The organism is Kocuria aegyptia, from assembly GCF_039530085.1.
GTDB lineage: Bacteria > Actinomycetota > Actinomycetes > Actinomycetales > Micrococcaceae > Kocuria > Kocuria aegyptia.
Genome location: NZ_BAAAOA010000019.1, coordinates 11,886 through 33,602, shown reverse-complemented (window position 1 = coordinate 33,602; position 21,717 = coordinate 11,886). Strand labels below are relative to the sequence as shown.

Here is a 21,717-nt window from a genome sequence, read left to right as displayed (position 1 = left end):
GCTCAGGGATAGCGCACGGGCACACCGGAGCCGGCCTGCTCCTCGATCCGCACCAGCGACTGGACGGAGGTCAGGTTCTCCCCCAGCCGGTTGGGCTTGCCGCCCCCGTGGTAGTCGCTCGAGCCCGTGACCACCAGGTCGTGCTCGGAGGCCATCCGCACGAGCCGCGCCCGGGCGTCCTCGGGGTTGTCGCGGTGCGCGACCTCCAGACCGCCGAGCCCGGCGTCGATCATGGCCTCGAAGACCTCCGGGCCCACCACCCGGCCGCGGGCCGCGGCGAGCGGGTGGGCGAACACGGGGACACCGCCGGCGGCCCGCACGAGGCGCACCGCGTGCACCGGGTCCGGGGCGTAGTGGGGGACGTAGTAGCGGGAGCGGCTGTGCAGCACCGAGGCGAAGGCCGCGGTGCGGTTCTCCACGACCCCCACGGTGACCAGTGCGTCGGCGATGTGCGGGCGGCCCACGGTCGCGCCCTCGCGCACGTGGTCCAGGACCACGTCCCAGTCGATCGGGTAGTCCTCGGACAGCAGCTCCACCATGCGTTCGGCCCGGGTGCGCCGGGAGCAGCGGGAGGCCTCGATCTCGGCGCACAGCCCCGGGTCCTGCGGGTCGTGCAGGTAGCTCAACAGGTGCACCGAGATCCCGTCGCCGGTGGTGCAGGAGATCTCCATGCCCGGGACGAAGGCGACCCCCAGGGCCACGGCGGCGTCCCCGGCCGCCTGCCAGCCGGAGGTGGTGTCGTGGTCGGTGAGGGCGAAGACGTCCAGGCCCGCCGCGTGCGCCGCTCGAGCGACGTCCGCCGGGCTCTCCGTGCCGTCGGAGGCGGACGAGTGGGTGTGCAGGTCGATCTTCACCCGCTCCACGATACCGGTCCGGACCGGACGGCCCGCCGCCTCCCGTGGCACGATGAGACGGACGACTCGAGGACAAGGAATCATGACAGAGCACAGCACCACTCCCCAGGACGCCGCGCAGCCGCTCTCGGACCGGGTCGAGAACCGGTCCCAGCGCCCCGACTCCGCCGCCTTCCAGCAGTTCATGGCCTCCCAGTGGGCGGAGCCGGAGCCTGCCGAGGTGGACCGGGTCCCGGTCGCGGACTTCGCCGCCGAGCGGCGGAGGCGGATCTCCGAGCGCTTCCCCGGTGAGCGGCTCGTGCTCCCCGCCGGGCCGCTGAAGGTCCGCTCCAACGATACCGACTACCGTTTCCGGCCGCACTCCGCGTTCGCGCACCTGACAGGTCTGGGCGTGGACCACGAGCCCGACGCCGTGCTGGTGCTCGAGCCCGTCGAGGAGGGAGCGGGCGACGACGGGGGACACCACGAGGCCACCCTGTACTTCCACCCCATGGCCGGCCGTGACTCGAAGGAGTTCTACGCCGACGCCAAGAACGGCGAGTTCTGGGTCGGCCCCCGCCCCACCCTCGAGGAGCTGGGCGCCGCCTACGGGCTGCGCACCCGGGACCTCGGGGGCCTCGAGGACGCGGTGACCAAGAACGCCGGGCCCACCGCGCTGGGCGGCCTGCGGATCCGGCTCGTGCGCGAGGTGGACCTCGACGTCGATGCCCTGGTGGACACCTCCCGGATCAACACCGGGGTGGACCTCGAGTCCTCGGACGCCCTCGACGGCGAGCTCGCCGAGGCGCTCTCGGAGCTGCGGCTCGTCAAGGACGCCCACGAGGTCGGTCAGCTGCGCGAGGCCGTGGACGCGACCATCGCCGGCTTCACCGACATCGTGCACGTGCTCCCCGCCGCCGCGGGTCACCGCCACCGCGGCGAGCGCATGGTCGAGGGCGCCTTCTTCGCCCGCGCCCGCACGGACGGCAACGACCTCGGCTACGACACCATCGCGGCGTGCGGCAACAACGCCACGGTCCTGCACTGGATCCGCAACACCGGCAGGGTCATCCCCGGGGAGCTGATCCTCGTGGACGCGGGCGTGGAGGCCGAGTCCCTCTACACCGCGGACATCACCCGCACCCTGCCCGTGAACGGGCGCTACACGGAGGTCCAGCGGCGGATCTACCAGGCGGTCCTGGACGCCGCCGACGCCGCGTTCGACGCCGCGGTGCCCGGCAACCGGTTCCGGGACGTGCACGCCGCGGCCATGGAGGTCCTGGCGCGGCGGCTGGAGAGCTGGGGGCTGCTGCCCGTGCCCGCCGAGGTCTCGCTCTCCGCGGAGGGCCAGCACCACCGGCGGTGGATGCCGCACGGCACGAGCCACCACCTGGGCCTGGACGTGCACGACTGCGCGCAGGCCAAGCGGGAGCTCTACGTGGACGGGGTCATCGAGCCCGGCATGGTGTTCACCATCGAGCCCGGCCTCTACTTCAAGGCGGAGGACCTCGCGGTGCCGGAGGAGTACCGCGGGATCGGCGTGCGGATCGAGGACGACGTCCTGATCACCGAGGACGGCAACGTCAACCTCTCCTCCGGGCTGCCCCGCACCCCGGACGAGGTCGAGGCGTGGATGACCGGGCTGTGGCACGCCCGGGAGGGCGTCGACCCCAGCTGAGCCGGTGGCCGTTCAGCGGGAGGCGTCGGTGGACGTGCTCCCGCCGGCCGACGGCTCCGCCCCGCCGGCACCCGGGTCCCGCCCCGCCGCGTCCTGCCCAGCGGTGCCCTGTCCCCCGGCGTCCTGGGGGGCGGCGTCCCCGGCGGGCTCCCCCGCGGGGAGCCTGATGCCGTACTGGGGCCGGCCGTCGGGCAGGTCCTGGAACATCGCGGAGCGGCCGGGCGCCGCGGTCCGCTCGCCCTGGGCCTCCGCCGGGTCCGCGGGCGCGGGGCCGCGGACCGACTCCGCGGGAGCACCGGAGGAGGGCCGTTGCCACGGGGCCCCCGCAGGCCGTCCCGGGGCCCCGGCCTGCGGGGGTCCCTGGCGGGGCGCCTGCTGCGGGCCGGGCCCCGGTGCGGGAGCCCTCCACGGCAGGCTCTGCAGCCCCCGCAGACCCTGCAGCACCTGTTGGGCGCGCTGGGCCACCTCGGGGGCGGCCACGACGTCGTAGGAGGTGGCGACGATCTGGTTGGTCGAGGTGAAGTCCCGCTTCCCGCGCTGCATGGCGTAGGTGATGGTGGCCAGCAGCATCCAGAACGCCCCGCCCATCAGCACCGACACGAGCAGCGTGGACAGCCACTGCTCCCCGCCCAGCAGCGACAGGATCATCCCGAGGAAGGCCCCGAAGACCATGCCGTTGAGCGCTCCCTGGCCGGCGACCTTCGGGTAGCTGAGCCGGCCGGTCACCTGCTCCACGGACTTCAGGTCGTTGCCGACGATCGCGATCCGGTCCACCTCGAACTGCTCGTCCGCGAGGTGGTCCACGGCCTTCTGCGCGTCGGCGTAGGTACCGTAGCGCCCGATCACCTCCCCGCGGGGCAGACCGCGGGCGGCGGGACTGGCGGGGGGCAGGGACCGTGGCGAGCTCATGCCCCCATTCTTCCCCATCCGCCGGCCCCGCCGCTCCCCGGGTCCCCGGCCCCGCGACCGGCCCCGGGGAGCCGGTGGGTAGTCTTGTACGGTGAGCAGCAGCATCGACAAGATCTTCATCGCGCGCCTGATCGGCCTCGACGTGTTCGACCCCCTGGGGGACCGTCTGGGGCGGTTGCGCGACGTCGTCGTGCTCATGCGCGGCAGCTCCCGGTACGGGCGCTCCTCCCGGCGGCCCCTCGTGGTCGGCCTCGTGGTGGAGGTCCTCGGCAAGAAGCGGGTGTTCGTGCCGATGACCCGCGTGACCAGCATCGACGCGGAGAAGATCATCAGCACGGGCCTCGTGAACCTGCGCCGCTTCGAGCAGCGCGGAGCGGAGACCCTCGCCGTGGGCGAGGTCTTCGACCGCACCGTGGTGCTGCGCGACGGCTCCGGCTCGGCCACGGTCGAGGACATGGCGATGGAGCGCAAGCGCAACACCGGGGACTGGCTGATCACCCAGCTCTTCGTCCGCCGCACGGGCGCGGGCGGGGGCCTGATGCGGCGGCGCAACGAGACGCTCATCATCGACTGGGAGGACGCGGGCGACCCCTCCGCCGCGGGCCACCAGCCCGCCACCCAGTGGGTCGCCTCCCACGAGGAGCAGCAGCCCGCCGACCTCGCCGACGAGCTCCACGACATGTCGGCCAAGCGCATGCTCGAGATCGCCCACGAGCTCCAGGACGATCGGCTCGCCGACGTCCTCGAGGAGCTCCCGGAGGAGGACCAGGTCTACATCCTCACCAACATGGAGCCGGACCGCGCGGCCACGGTGCTCGAGGAGATGGAGCCCGACGACGCCGCCGACCTGCTCAACGAGCTGCCCGACGCCCAGGCCGAGGGGCTGCTCGCGCTCATGCAGCCCGAGGACGCCGAGGACGTCCGGCGCCTGCTGGAGTACGAGGAGGGCACGGCCGGCTCGCTGATGACCCCCGTGCCGATCATCCTGCCGCCGGAGGCCACCGTGGCGGAGGCGCTCGCGCACATCCGCCAGGAGGAGCTCAGCCCCGCGGTCGCGGCGGCCGTGATCGTCTCCCGCCCGCCGCTGGAGACGCCCACCGGCAAGTACCTGGGCATGGTGCACACCCAGAAGCTCCTGCGCTATCCCCCGCCGGAGGCCGTGGGCAACCTCATCGACCGCTCGTTCGAGCCGGTCTCCGACCTCGCCTCCCTGCAGGAGGTCGCCCGTGAGCTCGCGACCTACGACCTCACCATCATCCCGGTGGTCAACGACCACGACCGGGTGGTCGGGGCGATCACGATCGACGACGTCCTCGACGCCCTGCTGCCCGAGGACTGGCGCACCGCCGACGACGGGACCCCGATCCGGAAGGTGGGCAAGCGGTATGAGTGAGCGCGAGCCCCGGCGCCCCCGGGTCAGCGCCCGCGGCAACGCCCTCGACCAGCCGCGCGAGCACCGGCCCGGGCTGCTGGACCGGTTCCGACCGAACCCCGACGCCTTCGGGCGGATGACCGAGGGCTTCGCCCGCTTCATGGGCACGCCGCAGTTCCTGCTGTGGATGACGGTGTTCGTGGCCCTGTGGCTGGGCTGGAACACCATCGCCCCCCGGGAGCTGCAGTTCGACTCGAAGGACCTGAACTTCACGCTGCTCACGCTGATGCTCTCGCTGCAGGCCTCCTACGCGGCGCCCCTGCTGCTGCTGGCGCAGAACCGGCAGGACGACCGGGACCGGGTGACCCAGGAGGAGGACCGCCGCCGCGCGCAGCAGAACCTCGCCGACACCGAGTACCTGACCCGGGAGATCGCCTCGCTGCGGATCGCGCTGCGCGACGTCGCCACCCGGGACTTCGTGCGCTCGGAGCTGCGCTCGGTGCTCGAGGAGATCCTGGAGTCCCAGGACGACGCCCCGGACGCCGACGAGCCCGGGACCCCGCCGCGGAGGCCCGCCCGCCGCAGGAGCAGGAACCCCGACCGCCCCACCGCCCCCGAGACCAGAGGGATCCCCCGTGTCTGAGCCCCGCCCCCACGACGTCCTCGCCCCCGAGGCGATCGACCCCGCGCTGCGCGCGGCCCTCGACCGCGTGCTCGACCCGGAGCTGCGCCGGCCCGTGACCGAGCTGGGGATGATCCGCTCCGCCGCCCTCGACGACGCCGGCCGCGCCGCCGTGCACGTGCTCCTGACGATCAGCGGCTGCCCCCTCCGTTCGACCATCGAGCGGGACGTCCGGGACGCCGTGGGAACCGTGGCCGGGGTGCGCTCCGTGGACGTCGAGATCGGGGTGATGACTCCCGAGCAGCGCACCGCCCTCAAGGCCCGGGTCGGCCACACCCGGACCGTTCCCTTCAACGACCCGGCCTCCCTGACGCGGGTGCACGCCGTGACCAGCGGCAAGGGCGGTGTCGGCAAGTCGACGGTCACCGTGAACCTCGCCGCCGCGCTCGCGGCGCGGGGCCGGTCGGTGGGCATCGTGGACGCCGACGTCCACGGCTTCTCCGTCCCCGGGCTGCTCGGCGTCGACCGGGCGCCCACGCAGGTCGGGGACATGATCCTGCCCCCCGTCGTGGACGTCCCCGAGGCGGCGCGGGAGGACTCCGGGCACGCCGGGGCGCTCAAGGTCATCTCGATCGGGATGTTCGTGGACCCCGACCAGCCGGTGGCCTGGCGCGGGCCGATGCTGCACCGCGCCGTGGAGCAGTTCCTCACGGACGTGCACTTCGGGGACCTGGACCACCTGTTCCTCGACCTGCCGCCGGGCACGGGCGACATCGCGATCTCCGTGGCGCAGCTGCTGCCCTCGGCGGAGGTGCTCGTGGTGTCCACGCCCCAGCAGGCGGCCGTCGAGGTCGCCGAGCGCTCCGGGGCGCTCGCGGTGCAGACCGGTCAGAAGGTCGCCGGGGTGGTCGAGAACATGGCGGGCATGCCGATGCCAGACGGGAGCGTGCTCGAGCTCTTCGGCGCCGGCGGGGGGGCCCGGATCTCGGACTCCCTGACCCGCCGGCTGGGCTACGACGTGCCGCTGCTCGGCGCCGTGCCCCTCGACGTCGCCCTGCGCGAGGGCGGGGACGCAGGCCGCCCGGTCGTGTGGTCCGCACCCGGCTCGCCCGCCGCGGTCGCGCTGCGCGCGGTCGCCGACGCGCTGGGCGCCCGCCCGCGCGGGCTCGCGGGGCGCCCGCTGGGGCTGGGTCCGCGCTGATCCGCCGCAGGGGCCGGCTCAGGTGGCCTCGGGGTCGAAGGGCGCGCGCTCACCGGGGGCCAGCCGGGTCAGCACCGGCCCCGGGCGGGACCGCGGCGCGGCGCGCTCCGCCGGCTCGTCGTCCTCCAGCAGAGCCTGGCGCACGATGGTGCGGGGGTCGTACTGGCGGGGGTCGAGCTTGCGCCAGTCGACGTCGGCGATCTCCGGCCCGAGGGTCTCCTTGAGCTCTTCGGTGGCGCCGGTCGCGTAGCGCTTGGCGGCCCTGACCAGCTCCTTGAGCTTCTCCGCGTACTCCGGCAGCCGCTCCGGCCCGATGATGAACAGGGCCAGGAGCACCAGGATGATCGCTTCGCCGCCGTTGATGCCGAGCACAGGAAGAGATTTTACCAGTCCGGGGGCCGGGGGCCGCTCAGCCGAAGATCTCGCGCAGGCCCACGAGCACCGTCTCGACGGCGCCGGGGTCCCCGGCGGACGGTTCCACCACGCGTCCCCGCTCGTCGGCCACGACGAGGCCCACCGTGTGGGCCATCGCGGACGGGCCGGAGTCCCCCGAGACCGTGTAGACGACCTCGTCGCCCACGAGCACCACTCGCCACGGCGGGCCGGGGTCGACCCACAGCGGCACGCCCTCCACCGCCACGGGCTCCAGGCCCTCGGCGCTCACGGGCAGCCCGGTGAGCCCGTCCATGGGGTTCGCCCGGTCGACCCGCCCGCGCTGCTCGACCACGACGACCTCGTCCTCGCCGCGGTGGAGCCTCACGACGACCACCGGGCGCCCGGACAGGGTGCCCCGGGTCATCGAGACCACCCGGAACCCGTCCGAGGCCAGGGTGGGCAGGGTCCAGCCCTCCGCGCGCAGCCCGTCCGCGGACACCTCGTCCGCGTGCAGCACCCCGTCGGTGCCGTGCCACACCGAGACCGGCGCCCGCTCCTCGGCGCTGTCCGCGGACTGCGCCACGACCGTGCGCCCGACCGCGTAGCCGGAGCCGAGGACCAGGGTGAGCACTGCGCTGACGGTGGCCGCGGCCACGGGGAGCGCGCTGCTGCGACGGGCCGGCGCGGTGCGGTCCGGGCGGGACATCGGTCCTCCTCGTGCGGCGGTGCGGGCAGGACGGTCCGGCCGTGCTCCGGTCCCGCGCCGCGGTCGGGTCGATGAACGGGTCCCCGAACGGGCCCCTGGAAGGCGTCGTGGTCGTCTCCATGATCGACCGGGAAGCTGGATGCCGACTGGACGGTGGCCGGGCGGAGGGGGCCCAGCCGGTAGGATGGCGCGCATCCACTACAGCGACGAAGGGCGGACCATGGGCGCGGACAAGACGACGAGCTGGTCGTACGCCGAGGCGTTCGCCGCCGAGGACGAGCTCGCCTACCGCGCCCGGGAGCGTTCCCTGGCCCTGCGCATTCCCCCGGTGACCCCGGGGACGGCCGCCGCCCTGACCGTGCTCGCCGCGGCGGCCCGGCCCGCGACGGTGGTCGAGGTGGGCACGGGGGCCGGGGTGTCGGGTCTCGCCCTGCTGCGCGGGCTGCCCGGCACGTCCGTGCTGACGACGATCGACACCGACATCCGGGCGCTGCGCGCCGCCCGCGACACGTTCCGGGAGGCCGGGATCCCGACGAGCCGGACCCGCACGATCCCCGGCCGCGCGTCCCTCGTGATGCCCCGGCTGAGTGCCGGCGCCTACGACCTCGTGTTCCTCGACGCCGACGCGGAGGGGATCCTCGACTACGCGGAGGAGGCGGTCCGGCTGCTGCGTCCGGGCGGGATGCTGGTGGTCAACGACGCCCTGTCCCAGGACAAGGTGGCGCAGCCGGCCAACCGCGAGGAGAACACCAGGACCATGCGGGCCGTGCACCGGCTGTTCCGGGAGGACGAGCGCTTCAGCACCGCGCTGTTGACGACCGGTTCGGGCCTGCTGCTGGCCGTGCGCCGCTGAGCGGCCGGTTCCCGCCCGCCGGGGTTCCGCCAGGATTCGGCCGGACCGCGAGGGGCCCGGCACCTCGTGGTGCCGGGCCCCCCGCCGTCCGCGCCGGGAGTCACTCGGTGACGCCGGCCAGGCACTCCTTGAGCTCCGCGGCCTCGCCCGGCTTCAGCTCGACCACCAGCCGTCCGCCGCCCTCGAGCGGCACCCGCATGATGAGGCTGCGCCCCTCCTTGGTGACCTCCATCGGTCCGTCACCGGTTCTCGGCTTCATGGCCGCCATGTGGGAACTCCTCTTTCTCGATCGGTGTGAATCCCATCCTATCCGAGCCGCCGCCGTGGATTCGGACCACCCCGGCGCCCCCCGGACCGCGTCGGCGTGGCGGGTCCGGGGTCAGGGCGGGTAGTCCCCGCCCCCGGGCAGCTGCTTCCAGTGCCACAGCCAGCCGACCCAGACGAGCTGGAGCACCGCACCGGAGAGCACGCAGGCCACCCGGTAGGCGCGCGAGTCCGAGACCGCGGCCAGGGGCAGGGCGAGCGGGAACAGCGGCAGCAGCAGCCGGAACGTGCTGCTCTGGGGGTGGAGGAAGAGGAGCAGGTAGACGGCGTAGCCGGCCAGCCACACGCGCGTGAGCAGGTCCAACCGGTCCCGCACCGCGCGGGTCCGCAACAGCACCGTCCCGCCCGCGACCAGCAGCACGGGCGCCGCGAGTCCCAGCACGGGCCCGAACAGCCCGGTGGCGGCGTCGAACCACGGCACGACGGGTTCCAGCCCTCCGCCGCCCCGCCACGCCGTCTCGGTGTCGGTGTACGCGCTCGGCTCCCCCGTGACGGCCCACGCGACGGCCGGCCAGGCGAGGGCCGCGCCGCAGGAGAAGACCGCGAGGGCGAGCAGCCCGTCGACGGCGTCGACCGCGCGACGCAGCTGTCCGGACCGGTGCCGGCGCACGGTGCGCACGAACCACGTGATCCCGAGTGCCGCGGCGAAGGGCACCCCCGCAGGGCGCGTCAGGCACATGAGGAGCACCACGGGGGCGGCCGCGAGGTGGCTCCCCCGCCCCACCAGCAGCAGCGCGCCCGCGAGCAGCAGGAGGTGCAGCGACTCGGCGTAGGGGACCTGCAGCACCGGAGCCACCGGGTTGAACGCCACGAACGCGAGCCCCCACAGCGCGGTGGCCGGCGGGGCGAACCGGAGGAACAGCCGGTGGACGAGCAGGACGGCGCCGAGGCTCGCCGCCAGGGACACGGCCGAGGCGGTCACGTCCCAGCCCGTGCCGGTGAGCGCCGAGGCGGCCCGGACGACCAGCGGGAAGACCGGGTAGAAGGCCCAGGCGTTCTCCTGCACCTGCCCGGTTCCGTCCCGGGGCAGCGACGCGGGATAGCCCTCCCGGGCGATGCGCTCGTACCAGTCCGAGTCCCAGGTGCCGGTGAACTCGAGGTAGCTCAGCGGGCCGTCCCCCCACGGCCCGGGGCCCTGCTGCCGGCCCACCGTGGTGAACACGGCCCACGCCCAGGTCCGCGAGGCCCCCCAGACCAGCAGCGCCTGCGCCCACCAGGGTGCCTGCGCCCACCAGGAGGCCTGCGCCCACCGGAGGGCCACGGCCGGCCGGGCGCTCACGCTCCCGGCACCGGGCGGGACGGCGGGTCCTCCGGCGGCGGCAGCCGGTCCGCGAGGTGGGCGAGCACGGCGCGGACCTCCGCGGGGTCGTAGCCCCGGCGCCGGACGGAGAACGCGATCCGCTCCACGTCCGCCGCCGTCGGGTGCTCGGGCAGCACGAGCGGCGCGTCGGGGGCGCGGCCCACGTCGATGCCGTCCCGGGCCGGTGAGACCCGGTCGGAGAGCCGGTCGCGGCCGAGGACCACGACGCCGGCCACCGTGAGCAGCAGCACGAGCCCGGTCAGCACCACGAGGAGTTCGGTCATGTCCCCAGGCTATGCGCCGGCCGCCGCGCCCGTCCGCACGGGCGGGCGCGGACGGGCGCGCGCACGCGGGCGCCGCAACATTTCTACGGACGGGTACGCAATCCGCCCGATCACAACGTGCCCTGCGTCACGCCGGACGATTCTGGGATATCTTTCCGGTATGTCACACGCCACTCCGCCGGCCGCCGCACCGGCCTCCCCCACCGCGGGGACGGCCGAGGCCCTGGTCCGCATGTCGCACGTCAACAAGCACTTCGGGGACCTGCACGTGCTCCGGGACATCAACCTGGAGGTGCAGCGCGGCGAGGTGGTGGTCGTGATCGGTCCCTCCGGCTCCGGCAAGTCGACCCTGTGCCGGGCCATCAACCGGCTCGAGAGCATCGACGACGGCGAGATCCTCATCGACGGCAAACGGCTGCCGGAGGAGGGCAAGGACCTCGCGAGGCTGCGCGCCGACGTCGGCATGGTCTTCCAGTCCTTCAACCTCTTCGCCCACAAGTCGGTCCTGCAGAACGTGACCCTGGGCCCCGTCAAGGTCCGTGGGAAGTCGGCGGCCGAGGCCAAGAAGCAGGCCATGGAGCTGCTGACCCGCGTGGGCGTCGACAACCAGGCCGAGAAGCTGCCCGCGCAGCTCTCCGGCGGCCAGCAGCAGCGCGTCGCCATCGCCCGTGCCCTGGCCATGGAGCCGAAGGTCATGCTCTTCGACGAGCCGACCTCCGCCCTCGACCCCGAGATGATCAACGAGGTGCTCGACACCATGGTGGCCCTGGCGAAGCAGGGCATGACCATGATCGTGGTGACCCACGAGATGGGCTTCGCCCGCAAGGCCGCCGACCGCGTCGTGTTCATGGCCGACGGGCAGATCGTCGAGGAGAGCACCCCCGAGGAGTTCTTCACCAATCCGCGCTCCGCCCGCGCCCGGGACTTCCTGGGCAAGATCCTCGGCCACTGACCGTCCACCGCCCCTCCGACCGAACGCCATCACCTCGACTGCAAGGAGCAGACCATGCGCAACACCAAGCCCCTCGGACTCGCCGCGATGGCCGCGGCCGCGGCCCTGACCCTCACCGCGTGCGGCGGTGGCGGCGACGAGCAGGCCGGCGGCGGAGAGACCGGCGGGTCCGGCGAGTCCGTCCGGATCGGCATCAAGTACGACCAGCCGGGTCTCGGCTTCCGGGACGGCGACCAGTACACCGGTTTCGACGTCGACGTCGCGACGTATGTCGCCAACGAGCTCGGCTACTCGGCGGACCAGATCGAGTGGGTCGAGTCCCCCTCGGCCAACCGCGAGAACATGCTCGCCAACGACCAGGTGGACATGATCTTCGCGACCTACTCGATCACCGAGGAGCGCGACCAGACCGTGGACTTCGCCGGCCCCTACTTCGTGGCCGGCCAGGACCTGCTGGTCCGCGCCGAGGACGACAGCATCCAGGGCCCCGCCGACCTCGAGGGCAAGAACCTGTGCTCGGTGACCGGCTCGACCTCCGCGCAACGGGTCAAGGACGACCAGCCCGGCGCCAACCTCGTCGAGCAGCCCGGCTACGCCGACTGCCTCACCGCGCTGGAGTCCGGGCAGGTGGACGCCGTGACCACGGACGACATCATCCTCGCGGGCCTCGCCTCGACCGAGGCCAACCAGGGCAAGTTCAAGGTGGTCGGCAACACCTTCTCCGAGGAGCGCTACGGTGTGGGACTGCCGCAGGGCTCCGACCAGTGCGAGGCCGTCAACGAGGCCATCACCAAGATGATCGACGAGGGCGCCTGGGAAGAGGCGGTCACCGCCAACACGGAGGGGGCCGACTACTCCTACAACGCGGAGCTGAACCCGCCGGAGCCCGAGCCCTGCGGCGAGTGACGACGGACGCGTGAGCCCGCGGCCGGCCCGTCCCGGCCGGCCGCGGGACCGGCGCTCCCGCAGCACACCGACCGTTCGACGACGAAGGGCCCTCGCGTGACCCAGCACCACCCCGATCCCCGGGAGCTCCCGTGAGCGACTACCTGGCCGACTTCGCAAGTCTGTTCGAGCAGTACGACGTCCTGGCCGCCTTCTGGCTCAACCTCCGGCTGACCTTCTGGGCCGCGATCGGCTCGGCCGTCCTCGGCGGGCTGATCGCGCTGATGCGCATCTCCCCCATCGCGTCGCTGCGCCTGCTGGGCACCGGGTACGTGAACCTGTTCCGCAACACCCCGCTGACCATCATCCTCGTCTTCCTGGTCCTGGGCGTGTGGAGCCAGCTGGGGATCACCCTGTCCGCCGACTTCAACCAGAACTTCTTCAACTGGGCGGTCGTCGGCCTGAGCCTCTACCACGCGGCCTTCGTCTGCGAGGCAATCCGCTCCGGGGTCAACACCGTGCCGGTCGGCCAGGCCGAGGCCGCCCGGGCCATCGGCCTGTCCTTCCTGCCCGCCGCCCGGCTGATCATCTTCCCGCAGGCGTTGCGGGGGGCCGTCACGCCGCTCGGCAACACCCTGATCGCCCTGACGAAGAACACGACGGTGGCTGCGGCCGCGTCGGTCCCCGAGATCTCCTCGCTCATGAAGACCATGATCGAGTTCCGCCCGGACGTGATCATCGCGATCTTCCTGGTGGTCGCCCTCGGCTTCGTCCTCATAGTGGTCCCGGTGGGCCTGCTCACCACCTGGGCCTCCCGGAAGCTGGCGGTGAAGCGCTGATGGCCAAGACCCAGAACGTCCTCTTCGACGTCCAAGGACCCCGCGGCCGGCGGATCAGCGCGGCGCTCAACGTGCTCGGCGCGCTGCTCGCGGCGGCCCTCGCCTGGGTCGTGCTGGGCGAGCTGGCCGCACAGGGCCAGCTCGACGCCGCGAGGTGGGCTCCCCTGCTGACCGCGCGCACGTGGGAGAACTTCCTGCTCCCGGGCCTGTGGGACACCCTCCGGGCCGCGCTGCTGGCGGTGCTCCTCTCCATCGCCTTCGGCCTGGTCTTCGGGCTCGGGCGGCTCTCCCAGATCGGGCCCGTCCGGTGGGTCTCGACCGTGGTCGTGGAGTTCTTCCGCGCCGTCCCGGTGCTGGTGATGATGATCTTCTTCTACCTGGGCATCGGGCGGGCCGGGCTGGTCGAGCCGTCGAACGTCCCCTTCTGGGCGGTGGTCCTCGGGCTGATGTTCTACAACGGGTCCGTGATCGCCGAGCTGATCCGCTCCGGAGTCCACCAGCTGCCCAAGGGGCAGCGGGAGGCCGGGCTCGTCATCGGGCTCACGCCGTCCCGCTCGCTGCGCCTGATCGAGCTCCCCCAGGCGCTGACGGCCATGCTGCCCTCGCTGGTCAGCCAGTTCGTGGTCATCCTCAAGGACACGGCCCTGGGCTACATCATCACCTACCCGGAGCTGCTCGCGAGCGGGCGGCGCCTGGGCTCCGGGGACGGCAACATCCTCCAGACGCTGTTCGTCGTGGCCCTGGTCTTCGTGCTGATCAACTACCTGCTGACGCTGCTGGCGGCGTGGCTCTCCCGGTTCCTCAGCTACCGCACCGCGGGCCGGACCAAGCCGGCCGAGGGACCCATGGCCGCCGAGGAGACCGCCGTCTGACGCCGCTCAGTCGGTGAGCCACGCGGCGAGGGCGCGGCAGCACTCCCGGACGGCGTCGGCGTGCACGTGCTCGTCGTCGGTGTGGGCGAGCAGGGCGTCGCCGGGACCGAAGTTCACCGCCGGCACGCCCATCTCGGAGAAGCGCGCCACGTCGGTCCAGCCGTACTTCGGCTTCGGCTCCTGGCCCACCGCGGCCACGAACGCCGCGGCGGCGGGGCGGTCCAGGCCGGGCCGCGCCGCCGGGGACAGGTCCGTGAGCTCGAGCTCGTAGCCGTCGAACACCTCGCGCACGTGCGCCAGGGCCTGCTCGGGACTCTTGTCCGGGGCGAAGCGGTAGTTGACCTCCACGTGGGCGGTGTCCGGGACCACGTTGCCGGCCACGCCGCCGCCGATCCGGATCGCGTTGAGCCCCTCCCGGTACTCCAGCCCCTCCACCGTCACGCTCCGCGGCTCGTAGGCAGCCAGCCGGGCGAGGACGTCGGCCTGCTTGTGGATCGCGTTCTCCCCGATCCAGGACCGCCCCGAGTGGGCGGCGCGCCCGGTGGTGGTGATGCGGAAGCGCATCGTGCCGTTGCACCCGCCCTCCACCGTCCCGTCCGTGGGCTCGAGCAGCACCGCGAAATCCGCCTCGAGCAGCTCCGGGGCGTTGCGCTGCAGCCGTCCCAGGCCGCTGGCGTCGGCTTCGACCTCCTCGTGGTCGTAGAAGACGTAGCTGACGTCGCGGTTGGGCGCCGTCAGGGCCGCGGCCAGGACGAGCTGGACGGCCACGCCGCCCTTCATGTCCGTGGCCCCCCGGCCGTAGAGCACCCGGTCGCCGCCGGCTCCCGCCCAGATGGAGGGGACGGTCCCCCGGGCGCCGGGAGCGGTGGGCAGGGGGACGGTGTCGAGGTGGCCGGCGAGCACGACCCGCTCGGCGCGGCCCAGGTCGGTGCGCGCCACCACGGCGTCCCCGTCCCGGTGCACGGTGAGGTGCGGGATCCGGCGCAGCGCGGCCTCGACGGCGTCGGCGAGGGGGCCCTCCGAGCCCGAGACGGACGCGATGTCGATCAGGGCGGCCGTCAGGTCGGCGGGGTCCGCGGCGAGGTCGAGCTCGGGTGCGATCATGGCTGCCAGCATAACGGGGCTGCCCTCTCCGCCGGTCGGCCCGGGCCCGGCGTGCCCCGTAGGATGGAAGCCATGACTGCTTCCACCTCTCGTCCCGCCTCCGGTCTCGGCCTGGCCACCGTCGTGGCCTCGGGCCCCAAGGAGGGCACCGTCCTCGACGTCTGGTACCCCACCCCGTCCCTCTCCGACGCGGTCGACACCTCCCTCGACGCGGACCTGCGGCTCGCGGCCACCGCCGACCCCGACCGCAACGTCCGCAGCGAGATCGTCGAGTCCGTGATCGACCTCGACGCGGCGCCCGCCGACGCGGCGGACGCGTACCTGCGCCTGCACCTGCTCTCCCACCGCCTCGTGCGCCCCAACACCCTGAACCTCGACGGCGTCTTCGGTCTGCTCGCGAACGTCGCCTGGACGGACCGCGGGCCGGTGCTCGCCGAGGAGCTGACCTCCGCGCTGCTCCGCATGAAGGCCTCCGGCGGGCACGTGACCGTGCACAGCGTCGACAAGTTCCCGCGGATGGTGGACTACGTGGTCCCCATGGGCGTGCGGATCGGCGACGCCAACCGGATCCGGCTCGGCGCCCACCTCGCCGAGGGCACCACGGTGATGCATGAGGGCTTCGTCAACTTCAACGCCGGCACCCTGGGCCAGTCCATGGTCGAGGGCCGGATCAGCGCCGGAGTGGTCGTGGGCGACGCCACGGACGTCGGCGGCGGCGCCTCCATCATGGGCACCCTCTCCGGCGGCGGCAAGGAGCGGATCTCCGTGGGCGAGCGCGTGCTGCTCGGCGCCAACTCCGGCGTCGGCATCTCCCTCGGCGACGACTGCGTGGTCGAGGCCGGCCTCTACGTCACCGCCGGCACCCGTGTGAGCGTGCACTCCGACGGCGAGCTCTCCACGGCCAAGGCCTCGGAGCTCTCGGGCCTGTCCAACCTGCTGTTCCGCCGCAACTCCCTCACCGGCGCCGTCGAGGTGCTGCCCCGCGCCGGCGGGACCGTGGAGCTCAACGCGGCGCTGCACGCCAACTGAGCACCGCGGGTCCGGCCCCGCCACCCGACGCCGCGCAGGACGGGCACGACCCGCCCTGCGCGGCGTCGGCCGTCCCCGCCCCTCGGCCACCCGTTCCCCCGGCCGGTCCTTCCTCCCGTCCGTTCTCCCGCCCGTTCAGGAGCGCTCAGTGTCCTCCCCCGTCCCCGGCCGCCGCAGCAGCTCGCTGCGGCTGTCCCTGTTCGTGCTCCTGCTCCTCGGCGCCGTGCTCGCGGCGGGGGCCCTCGTGGCCGTCGAGCTGCGCGCCGGCAGGCCCTCGGCCGGGGAGCCCCGGTGCGTGGTCTCGAGCGCGGACGGTGAGCGGCAGCGCTACACCCTCTCCGCGGAGCAGTCGGCCAACGCCGCCCTGATCACCGCCGAGTCCGTGGCGCGCGGGACCGACCCGTACGCGGCGGTCGTGGCCCTGGCCACCGCCATGCAGGAGTCGAAGCTGGTCAACATCGACTACGGGGACCGGGACTCCGTGGGGCTGTTCCAGCAGCGCCCGTCGCAGGGCTGGGGAACGGTGGAGCAGATCATGGACCCGGCCCACGCCACGGCGGCCTTCTACGACGGCCTCGCCGAGCTCGACTACGCGACGATGTCCGTCACCGACGCCGCCCAGGCCGTCCAGCGCTCCGGGCACCCGGAGGCGTACGCACGGCACGAGGGCGTCGCCCGGGCCTTCGCCGGCAGCCTGACCGGCGCCACCGAGGCCTCGCTCAACTGCGTGCTCGAGGGCCCCGCAGGGCCCGGCGACCCGGGCCGGGCGGCCGACGCCCTCCGCGACGCGTTCGGAGCGGCCGTCCCGGCCCCGCGCACGGACGGGGACCGGGTCGTCGTGCCCGCGCCCGGGAAGCCCGAGGGCTGGGCCGTGGCGCACTGGGCGGTCGCGCAGGCGGACGCGCTGGGCATCGCGGAGGTCTCCTTCGACGGGCGCAGCTGGGTCCGGGCCGACCAGCGCACCACCCGCTTCGCGCCGGCCCCGGGCTGGGTGGACGCCGCCGAGGCCCATCCGAAGGGCGGTCCGCCGCCCGGCGACGTCGTGCTGGTCCTCGGGAGCTCCTGAGGGACTTGCCGCAGTCCGGTCGATATGCTGGGAGAATGAAGATTCTCGTGACCGGGGGAACCGGCTACATCGGCTCGCACACCGTCCTCGCCCTGCTGAGGGCCGGACAGGACGTCGTCGTGATGGACAACCTCGCGAACTCCTCACGGGCCTCCCTGGCGCGCGTCGAGGAGCTCGCGGGACGGTCCGTGGACGCGTTCGCCGAGGTCGATCTCCTGGACCCTGCGGGACTCGACGCGCTGTTCGCGGAGCACCGCCCGGAGGCCGTGATCCACTTCGCGGGGCTCAAGGCCGTCGGCGAGTCGGCGGAGAAGCCCCTCTGGTACTACCGCACCAACGTGGCCGGCACCCTCAACCTGCTGGACGCCATGGAGGCCCACGGCTGCCGCTCGCTCGTGTTCTCCTCCTCGGCCACGGTCTACGGCGCCCCCGAGGAGATGCCGCTGACGGAGAAGCAGCCCATGGACGCGCAGAACCCGTACGGCCGGACCAAGGAGCACATCGAGGACATGCTCGTGGACCTCGCCGCCTCCGACCCGGCCTGGAACGTGGCGCTGCTGCGCTACTTCAACCCGGTGGGCGCCCACGAGTCCGGCCGGATCGGGGAGGACCCGACGGGCGTGCCGAACAACCTGCTGCCGTTCATCGCCCAGGTGGCCGTGGGTCGGCAGGAGAAGCTGAAGGTCTTCGGGGCCGACTACCCGACCGCCGACGGGACGGGCGTGCGCGACTACATCCACGTGGTCGACCTCGCCGACGGGCACCTCAGGGCGCTGGACCACATCGCCGAGCACGGCGGGGTGCGCACGTGGAACCTGGGCACCGGCAAGGGCTACTCGGTGCTCGAGGTCCACGCCGCCTTCGAGCGGGCCTCCGGGCGGAGCATCCCCTTCGAGATCGTGGACCGCCGGCCCGGCGACGCCGCGGTGTCCTACGCCGACCCGTCGACGGCCCTGGCCGAGCTGGGCTGGTCCGCCGACCGGGACCTCGACACCATGTGCCGGGACCACTGGAACTGGCAGCGGAGCAATCCCGAGGGCTACGCCGCGGACGTCTGAGCTCCGGCCCCGGTGCTCACCAGCCCCGGGGCCGGACCACGTTGGCAGGCGCGTCGGCGAACAGGGCGGCCACCCGCCGCTCGTCGTGGCCGGCGATGCCCGTGCCCACCCGGGTGAGCCAGAACGTCAGCTCGGGGTGCTCCCGGGCGAAGGCCACGAACGCCGCCGCCTCCCGCTCGAGCTCCGGGAGCCCGCTCATGCTGTCGATCGCGTACGAGCGCCCTTGCAGACCGTGCCCCTGGCCCATGACGGCGCCGAAGTGCTCGGCGGCGGTGCGCGCCGCGCCCGCGAGGTGGGCGCCGCGGGCGTTGGAGCCGAAGACGAAGACGTCGTCCGGGCCGAGCTCGGTGATCCGGTCCGGGGTGTGCCGCTGCTCGCTCATGCCACCACGGTACCGGGGCGGATCCGGCGCGCAACCGCGACCGCCGGGCCCGCGCCCCGGCGGGGACGGGCCCGGCGGTGGCCGGCGCCGGGCCCGGGACCGCTCAGCGCTGCGGGTAGTGCCGCTCGCCCTCGCCCACGTAGAGCTGGCGCGGGCGGCCGATCTTGGTCTCGGGGTCCTCGATCATCTCCCGCCACTGGGCGACCCAGCCGGGCAGCCGGCCGATCGCGAAGAGGACGGTGAACATCTTCTCCGGGAAGCCCATCGCCTTGTAGATCAGGCCCGTGTAGAAGTCCACGTTCGGGTAGAGCTTGCGCTCCACGAAGTAGTCGTCGGCGAGGGCCTTCTCCTCGAGCCGCATGGCGATCTCGAGCTGCTGGTCGTTGCCGCCCAGCTTCTCGAGGATCTCGTGGGCGTAGTCCTTCACGATGCGCGCCCGGGGGTCGTAGTTCTTGTAGACCCGGTGGCCGAAGCCCATGAGCCGGGCGCCGGACTCCTTGTTCTTGACCTGCTCCATGAAGTCCTCGGGCGTGACGCCCTGCGTCTCGATCCGGTTGAGCATGGCCAGCACGGCCTCGTTGGCGCCGCCGTGCAGCGGGCCGTAGAGGGCGTTGATGCCCGCGGAGACCGAGGCGAACATGTTGGCGTGGGAGGAGCCCACGAGCCGGACGGTGGACGTGGAGCAGTTCTGCTCGTGGTCCGCGTGCAGCATCAGCAGCACGTCCAGGGCCTTCGCCATCGCCGGGTCGATCTCGTAGTCCTCGGCGGGCACGCCGAAGCACATGCGGAGGAAGTTCTCCGTGTAGTTGAGGTCGTTCTGCGGGTAGAGCATCGGCTCGCCCTTGGACTTCTTGTACGCGTAGGCGGCCAGCGTGGGCACCTTCGCGAGCAGTCGGATGGTGGAGATCTCCACCTGCTCCGGGTCGAACGGGTCGAGGGAGTCCGCGTAGAACGTGGACAGCGCCGAGACGGCCGAGGACAGCACGGGCATGGGGTGGGCGTTGCGCGGGAAGCCGTTGAAGAAGCTCTTGAGGTCCTCGTGGACCATGGTGTGCCGGCGGATCCGGGTGTCGAAGTCCTCGAGCTCGCTGGGCGTGGGGAGCTCACCGTAGATGAGCAGGTAGGCGGTCTCGATGAAGTTGGAGTGCTGGGCCAGCTCCTCGATCGGGTAGCCCCGGTAGCGGAGGATCCCGTTGTTGCCGTCGATGTAGGTGATGGCGGAGCGGGCGTTCGCCGTGTTCATGAACCCGGGGTCGAAGGCGACGTTGCCCGTCTCCTTGAGCATGTTCGTGATCGCGTACCCGCGGTTGCCCTCGGTGGCGTCCTGGATGGGCAGCTCGAGTGGGCTGCCGTTCCCGTAGTCGAGCCGGGCCGTCCCGGTCTTCTGTGCAGACTCAGTCATGTTCGTCCTCCGCGAGTGGATGTCGGTGTCCGGCGCCCGTGGTCGCCGTGCCGGACGCCTTCGTCGGCGCGGCACAGCCGCGCCCCGGGACACAGCGATCGTCAGGCTCCAACCTACCTGCTCCGTCCGCGCAGGGACCAATCCCGGCGCCGCGGCGGAGCGTGTCAGGCGCGGCAGAGCCGCTGCGCGGCGGCGTCGATCCGCTCGTCGGCGGCGGTGAGGGCGAGGCGCACGTACCCCTCGCCGGCCGTGCCGTAGAACACCCCGGGGCCCACCACGACACCCCGCTCGGCGAAGCGCTGCACCGTGGTCCACGTGTCCTCCCCGGCCGTGCACCACAGGTAGAGCCCGGCCTCGGAGTGCTCGACCCGCAGGCCGAAGGCCTCGGCGGCCGGGACGAGGCGTTCCCGGCGGGAGCGGTAGAGCGCCTTCTGGGCGGTCACGTGCGCGTCGTCCCCCAGGGCGACCCGCATGGCTTCCTGGATCGGGGCGGGCACGATCATCCCGGCGTGCTTGCGGGAGTTGACCAGGCTCGCCATGATCCGGGCGTCGCCGGCGAGGAACGCCGCCCGGTAGCCGGCCGCGTTCGACTGCTTCGACATCGAGTACGCGGAGAGCAGCAGCGAGTCGTCCCCTCCGCTGACCCGGGGGTCGAGCACCGACGGCACCGGGGTGCCGCCCTGCTGGGCGTCCCAGACGCCCCAGCCGAGCTCGGCGTAGCACTCGTCGGAGGCCACCACGGCACCGAGGGCGCGTGCCCGGTCGACCACGCGCCGCAGCGACGCCGCGTCCCGGACGATGCCGGTGGGGTTGGCGGGCGAGTTCAGCCACACCATGCGCACGCGGGAGAGCACGTCGTCGTCGAGCTCGTCGAGGTCGTCCGCGGCCACGGCCTCGGCGCCCGCCAGCCGGGCCCCGATGTCGTAGGTGGGGTAGGCCACCGTGGGGCGCACGAGGACGTCGCCGGGGCCCAGGCCGAGGAGCAGCGGCAGCCAGGCCACCAGCTCCTTGGAGCCGACCGTGGGCATCACCGCGGCCGGGTCCAGGCCGGGCACGCCGCGGCGGCGCGCGTACCATGCGACGACGGCCTCGCGCAGGGCGGGCGTGCCGTGGGTGGTCGGATAGCCGTGGGCGTCGGCGGCGGCGGCCAGCGCGTCCTGGACGACCAGGGGCGTGGGGTCCACGGGGGTGCCGATGGACAGGTCCACGATCCCGCCGGGGTGCTGCGCGGCGACGGCGCGGTAGGGCGCCATCGTGTCCCACGGGTAGTCGGGCAGGGCGAGGCCGAAGGACCTGTCCCCCTGAGTCACAGGGCGACGTCCTGGTTCTGCGGCGGCAGCGCGGCGATCATCGGGTGGTCGGTGTGCGTGTTGCCGAGCTTCGCGGCGCCGCCGGGCGAGCCGAGGTCGTCGAAGAACTCGACGTTCGCCTTGTAGTAGTCGGCCCACTCGTCGGGGGTGTCGTCCTCGTAGTAGATGGCCTCGACGGGGCACACCGGCTCGCACGCACCGCAGTCCACGCACTCGTCGGGGTGGATGTAGAGCGAGCGCTCCCCCTCGTAGATGCAGTCGACGGGGCACTCCTCGACGCAGGCCTTGTCCTTCACGTCGACACAGGGCTGGGCGATGACGTAGGTCACGGGGGTTCGAACCTTTCTGCTGGGATTGCTCC

Annotated in this window: 24 protein-coding genes; 12 read left to right on the top strand and 12 right to left on the bottom strand. The window is 73.2% G+C overall.

Annotation, left to right across the window (positions count from 1 at the left end; genetic code table 11):
- Positions 1-2: 2 nt before the first annotated feature.
- A complete protein-coding gene (locus ABD220_RS09020; RefSeq protein ID WP_344121807.1) occupies positions 3-854 on the bottom strand; it encodes a PHP domain-containing protein in 852 nt (283 codons plus the stop codon).
- Positions 855-936: 82 nt separating this feature from the next.
- Here ABD220_RS09020 and ABD220_RS09015 point away from each other — a divergent pair, with 82 nt between their 5' ends.
- The gene (locus ABD220_RS09015) at positions 937-2,511 is read left to right on the top strand and encodes an aminopeptidase P family protein (RefSeq protein WP_344121806.1); all 1,575 of its coding nucleotides are present in this window, start codon (positions 937-939) and stop codon (positions 2,509-2,511) included.
- Positions 2,512-2,523: 12 nt separating this feature from the next.
- Here the strand turns inward: ABD220_RS09015 and ABD220_RS09010 are convergent, their stop codons facing one another.
- Positions 2,524-3,420, bottom strand: a complete 897-nt coding sequence (locus ABD220_RS09010) for a YflT domain-containing protein (RefSeq protein WP_344121804.1) — start codon at positions 3,418-3,420, stop codon at positions 2,524-2,526.
- Between the two features lie 91 nt (positions 3,421-3,511).
- Here ABD220_RS09010 and ABD220_RS09005 point away from each other — a divergent pair, with 91 nt between their 5' ends.
- From ABD220_RS09005 to ABD220_RS08995, 3 genes are read left to right on the top strand one after another with little or no spacing between them, the layout of a single operon-like run.
- The gene (locus ABD220_RS09005; RefSeq protein WP_344121802.1) at positions 3,512-4,813 is read left to right on the top strand and encodes a magnesium transporter MgtE N-terminal domain-containing protein; all 1,302 of its coding nucleotides are present in this window, start codon (positions 3,512-3,514) and stop codon (positions 4,811-4,813) included.
- Positions 4,806-5,435, top strand: coding sequence for a DUF1003 domain-containing protein (locus ABD220_RS09000; RefSeq protein WP_344121800.1), 630 nt, complete (start codon positions 4,806-4,808; stop codon positions 5,433-5,435). Before ABD220_RS09005 ends, ABD220_RS09000 begins: the two co-directional genes overlap by 8 nt.
- Positions 5,428-6,615, top strand: coding sequence for an Mrp/NBP35 family ATP-binding protein (locus ABD220_RS08995; protein WP_344121798.1), 1,188 nt, complete (start codon positions 5,428-5,430; stop codon positions 6,613-6,615). The genes ABD220_RS09000 and ABD220_RS08995 overlap by 8 nt, the downstream gene beginning before the upstream one ends.
- Before the next feature lie 18 nt (positions 6,616-6,633).
- Here ABD220_RS08995 and ABD220_RS08990 read toward each other — a convergent pair whose 3' ends face one another.
- Together ABD220_RS08990 and ABD220_RS08985 are read right to left on the bottom strand one after the other, a co-directional pair.
- On the bottom strand, positions 6,634-6,987 hold the full coding sequence (locus ABD220_RS08990; RefSeq protein WP_344121796.1) for a twin-arginine translocase TatA/TatE family subunit: 354 nt from the start codon (positions 6,985-6,987) through the stop codon (positions 6,634-6,636).
- A 37-nt stretch (positions 6,988-7,024) separates the two neighbouring features.
- The gene (locus ABD220_RS08985) at positions 7,025-7,696 is read right to left on the bottom strand and encodes a hypothetical protein (protein ID WP_344121793.1); all 672 of its coding nucleotides are present in this window, start codon (positions 7,694-7,696) and stop codon (positions 7,025-7,027) included.
- A gap of 220 nt (positions 7,697-7,916) precedes the next feature.
- On the opposite strand from ABD220_RS08985, the gene ABD220_RS08980 reads away from it, so the two are divergent.
- A complete protein-coding gene (locus ABD220_RS08980) occupies positions 7,917-8,549 on the top strand; it encodes an O-methyltransferase (protein WP_344122069.1) in 633 nt (210 codons plus the stop codon).
- A 100-nt stretch (positions 8,550-8,649) separates the two neighbouring features.
- Here ABD220_RS08980 and ABD220_RS08975 read toward each other — a convergent pair whose 3' ends face one another.
- From ABD220_RS08975 to ABD220_RS08965, 3 genes are all read right to left on the bottom strand, one after another.
- Positions 8,650-8,817, bottom strand: a complete 168-nt coding sequence (locus ABD220_RS08975; protein ID WP_075872508.1) for a DUF3117 domain-containing protein — start codon at positions 8,815-8,817, stop codon at positions 8,650-8,652.
- A 111-nt stretch (positions 8,818-8,928) separates the two neighbouring features.
- The gene (locus tag ABD220_RS08970; protein ID WP_344121790.1) at positions 8,929-10,152 is read right to left on the bottom strand and encodes a hypothetical protein; all 1,224 of its coding nucleotides are present in this window, start codon (positions 10,150-10,152) and stop codon (positions 8,929-8,931) included.
- A complete protein-coding gene (locus ABD220_RS08965; RefSeq protein ID WP_344121788.1) occupies positions 10,149-10,457 on the bottom strand; it encodes a DivIVA domain-containing protein in 309 nt (102 codons plus the stop codon). Before ABD220_RS08965 ends, ABD220_RS08970 begins: the two co-directional genes overlap by 4 nt.
- Positions 10,458-10,689: 232 nt before the next feature.
- Between ABD220_RS08965 and ABD220_RS08960 the strand changes: the two genes are divergently transcribed.
- The 4 genes from ABD220_RS08960 to ABD220_RS08945 all read left to right on the top strand — a co-directional run bounded on the left by ABD220_RS08960 (position 10,690) and on the right by ABD220_RS08945 (position 14,005).
- Positions 10,690-11,409 carry an amino acid ABC transporter ATP-binding protein gene (locus tag ABD220_RS08960; RefSeq protein WP_425552543.1) on the top strand — a complete coding sequence of 240 codons (720 nt, stop codon included), beginning with the start codon at positions 10,690-10,692 and terminating at the stop codon, positions 11,407-11,409.
- 54 nt (positions 11,410-11,463) lie between these two features.
- Entirely contained in the window at positions 11,464-12,315 is an 852-nt protein-coding gene (locus ABD220_RS08955) for a glutamate ABC transporter substrate-binding protein (RefSeq protein ID WP_344121787.1), read from the top strand.
- Between the two features lie 131 nt (positions 12,316-12,446).
- Positions 12,447-13,133: an amino acid ABC transporter permease gene (locus tag ABD220_RS08950; RefSeq protein WP_344121785.1), complete on the top strand. Its 687-nt coding sequence runs from the start codon at positions 12,447-12,449 to the stop codon at positions 13,131-13,133.
- The gene (locus ABD220_RS08945; protein WP_344121783.1) at positions 13,133-14,005 is read left to right on the top strand and encodes an amino acid ABC transporter permease; all 873 of its coding nucleotides are present in this window, start codon (positions 13,133-13,135) and stop codon (positions 14,003-14,005) included. The genes ABD220_RS08950 and ABD220_RS08945 overlap by 1 nt, the downstream gene beginning before the upstream one ends.
- A gap of 6 nt (positions 14,006-14,011) precedes the next feature.
- On the opposite strand, the gene dapE is transcribed toward ABD220_RS08945, so the two are convergent.
- A complete protein-coding gene (gene dapE / locus ABD220_RS08940; RefSeq protein ID WP_344121781.1) occupies positions 14,012-15,121 on the bottom strand; it encodes a succinyl-diaminopimelate desuccinylase in 1,110 nt (369 codons plus the stop codon).
- Positions 15,122-15,172: 51 nt separating this feature from the next.
- On the opposite strand from dapE, the gene dapD reads away from it, so the two are divergent.
- The 3 genes from dapD (at position 15,173) to galE (ending at position 18,262) form a co-directional block, all read left to right on the top strand.
- On the top strand, positions 15,173-16,138 hold the full coding sequence (dapD, locus tag ABD220_RS08935) for a 2,3,4,5-tetrahydropyridine-2,6-dicarboxylate N-succinyltransferase (RefSeq protein WP_344121779.1): 966 nt from the start codon (positions 15,173-15,175) through the stop codon (positions 16,136-16,138).
- A gap of 148 nt (positions 16,139-16,286) precedes the next feature.
- A complete protein-coding gene (locus ABD220_RS08930) occupies positions 16,287-17,204 on the top strand; it encodes a hypothetical protein (RefSeq protein WP_344121777.1) in 918 nt (305 codons plus the stop codon).
- A gap of 35 nt (positions 17,205-17,239) precedes the next feature.
- The gene (gene galE / locus ABD220_RS08925) at positions 17,240-18,262 is read left to right on the top strand and encodes a UDP-glucose 4-epimerase GalE (protein ID WP_344121775.1); all 1,023 of its coding nucleotides are present in this window, start codon (positions 17,240-17,242) and stop codon (positions 18,260-18,262) included.
- Between the two features lie 16 nt (positions 18,263-18,278).
- Here the strand turns inward: galE and ABD220_RS08920 are convergent, their stop codons facing one another.
- From ABD220_RS08920 to fdxA, 4 genes are all read right to left on the bottom strand, one after another.
- Positions 18,279-18,644, bottom strand: coding sequence for an A1S_2505 family phage non-structural protein (locus ABD220_RS08920; protein ID WP_344121773.1), 366 nt, complete (start codon positions 18,642-18,644; stop codon positions 18,279-18,281).
- A 103-nt stretch (positions 18,645-18,747) separates the two neighbouring features.
- Positions 18,748-20,046, bottom strand: coding sequence for a citrate synthase (locus tag ABD220_RS08915; RefSeq protein ID WP_344121771.1), 1,299 nt, complete (start codon positions 20,044-20,046; stop codon positions 18,748-18,750).
- A 164-nt stretch (positions 20,047-20,210) separates the two neighbouring features.
- Positions 20,211-21,356, bottom strand: a complete 1,146-nt coding sequence (dapC, locus tag ABD220_RS08910) for a succinyldiaminopimelate transaminase (RefSeq protein WP_344121769.1) — start codon at positions 21,354-21,356, stop codon at positions 20,211-20,213.
- On the bottom strand, positions 21,353-21,685 hold the full coding sequence (gene fdxA / locus ABD220_RS08905; RefSeq protein WP_058872613.1) for a ferredoxin: 333 nt from the start codon (positions 21,683-21,685) through the stop codon (positions 21,353-21,355). The genes dapC and fdxA overlap by 4 nt, the downstream gene beginning before the upstream one ends.
- Between the last annotated feature and the right edge of the window lie 32 nt (positions 21,686-21,717).

Excerpts from the sequence above, each read along its gene's own strand:
- ABD220_RS09015 (WP_344121806.1), top strand. The coding sequence starts at position 937 with ATGACAGAGCACAGCACCACTCCCCAGGACGCCGCGCAGCCGCTCTCG.
- ABD220_RS09010 (WP_344121804.1), bottom strand. The coding sequence starts at position 3,420 with ATGAGCTCGCCACGGTCCCTGCCCCCCGCCAGTCCCGCCGCCCGCGGT.
- ABD220_RS09000 (WP_344121800.1), top strand. The coding sequence starts at position 4,806 with ATGAGTGAGCGCGAGCCCCGGCGCCCCCGGGTCAGCGCCCGCGGCAAC.
- ABD220_RS08985 (WP_344121793.1), bottom strand. The coding sequence starts at position 7,696 with ATGTCCCGCCCGGACCGCACCGCGCCGGCCCGTCGCAGCAGCGCGCTC.
- ABD220_RS08980 (WP_344122069.1), top strand. The coding sequence starts at position 7,917 with ATGGGCGCGGACAAGACGACGAGCTGGTCGTACGCCGAGGCGTTCGCC.
- ABD220_RS08975 (WP_075872508.1), bottom strand. The coding sequence starts at position 8,817 with ATGGCGGCCATGAAGCCGAGAACCGGTGACGGACCGATGGAGGTCACC.
- ABD220_RS08965 (WP_344121788.1), bottom strand. The coding sequence starts at position 10,457 with ATGACCGAACTCCTCGTGGTGCTGACCGGGCTCGTGCTGCTGCTCACG.
- ABD220_RS08960 (WP_425552543.1), top strand. The coding sequence starts at position 10,690 with ATGTCGCACGTCAACAAGCACTTCGGGGACCTGCACGTGCTCCGGGAC.
- ABD220_RS08955 (WP_344121787.1), top strand. The coding sequence starts at position 11,464 with ATGCGCAACACCAAGCCCCTCGGACTCGCCGCGATGGCCGCGGCCGCG.
- ABD220_RS08945 (WP_344121783.1), top strand. The coding sequence starts at position 13,133 with ATGGCCAAGACCCAGAACGTCCTCTTCGACGTCCAAGGACCCCGCGGC.
- dapE (WP_344121781.1), bottom strand. The coding sequence starts at position 15,121 with ATGCTGGCAGCCATGATCGCACCCGAGCTCGACCTCGCCGCGGACCCC.
- dapD (WP_344121779.1), top strand. The coding sequence starts at position 15,173 with ATGGAAGCCATGACTGCTTCCACCTCTCGTCCCGCCTCCGGTCTCGGC.
- galE (WP_344121775.1), top strand. The coding sequence starts at position 17,240 with ATGAAGATTCTCGTGACCGGGGGAACCGGCTACATCGGCTCGCACACC.
- ABD220_RS08920 (WP_344121773.1), bottom strand. The coding sequence starts at position 18,644 with ATGAGCGAGCAGCGGCACACCCCGGACCGGATCACCGAGCTCGGCCCG.
- ABD220_RS08915 (WP_344121771.1), bottom strand. The coding sequence starts at position 20,046 with ATGACTGAGTCTGCACAGAAGACCGGGACGGCCCGGCTCGACTACGGG.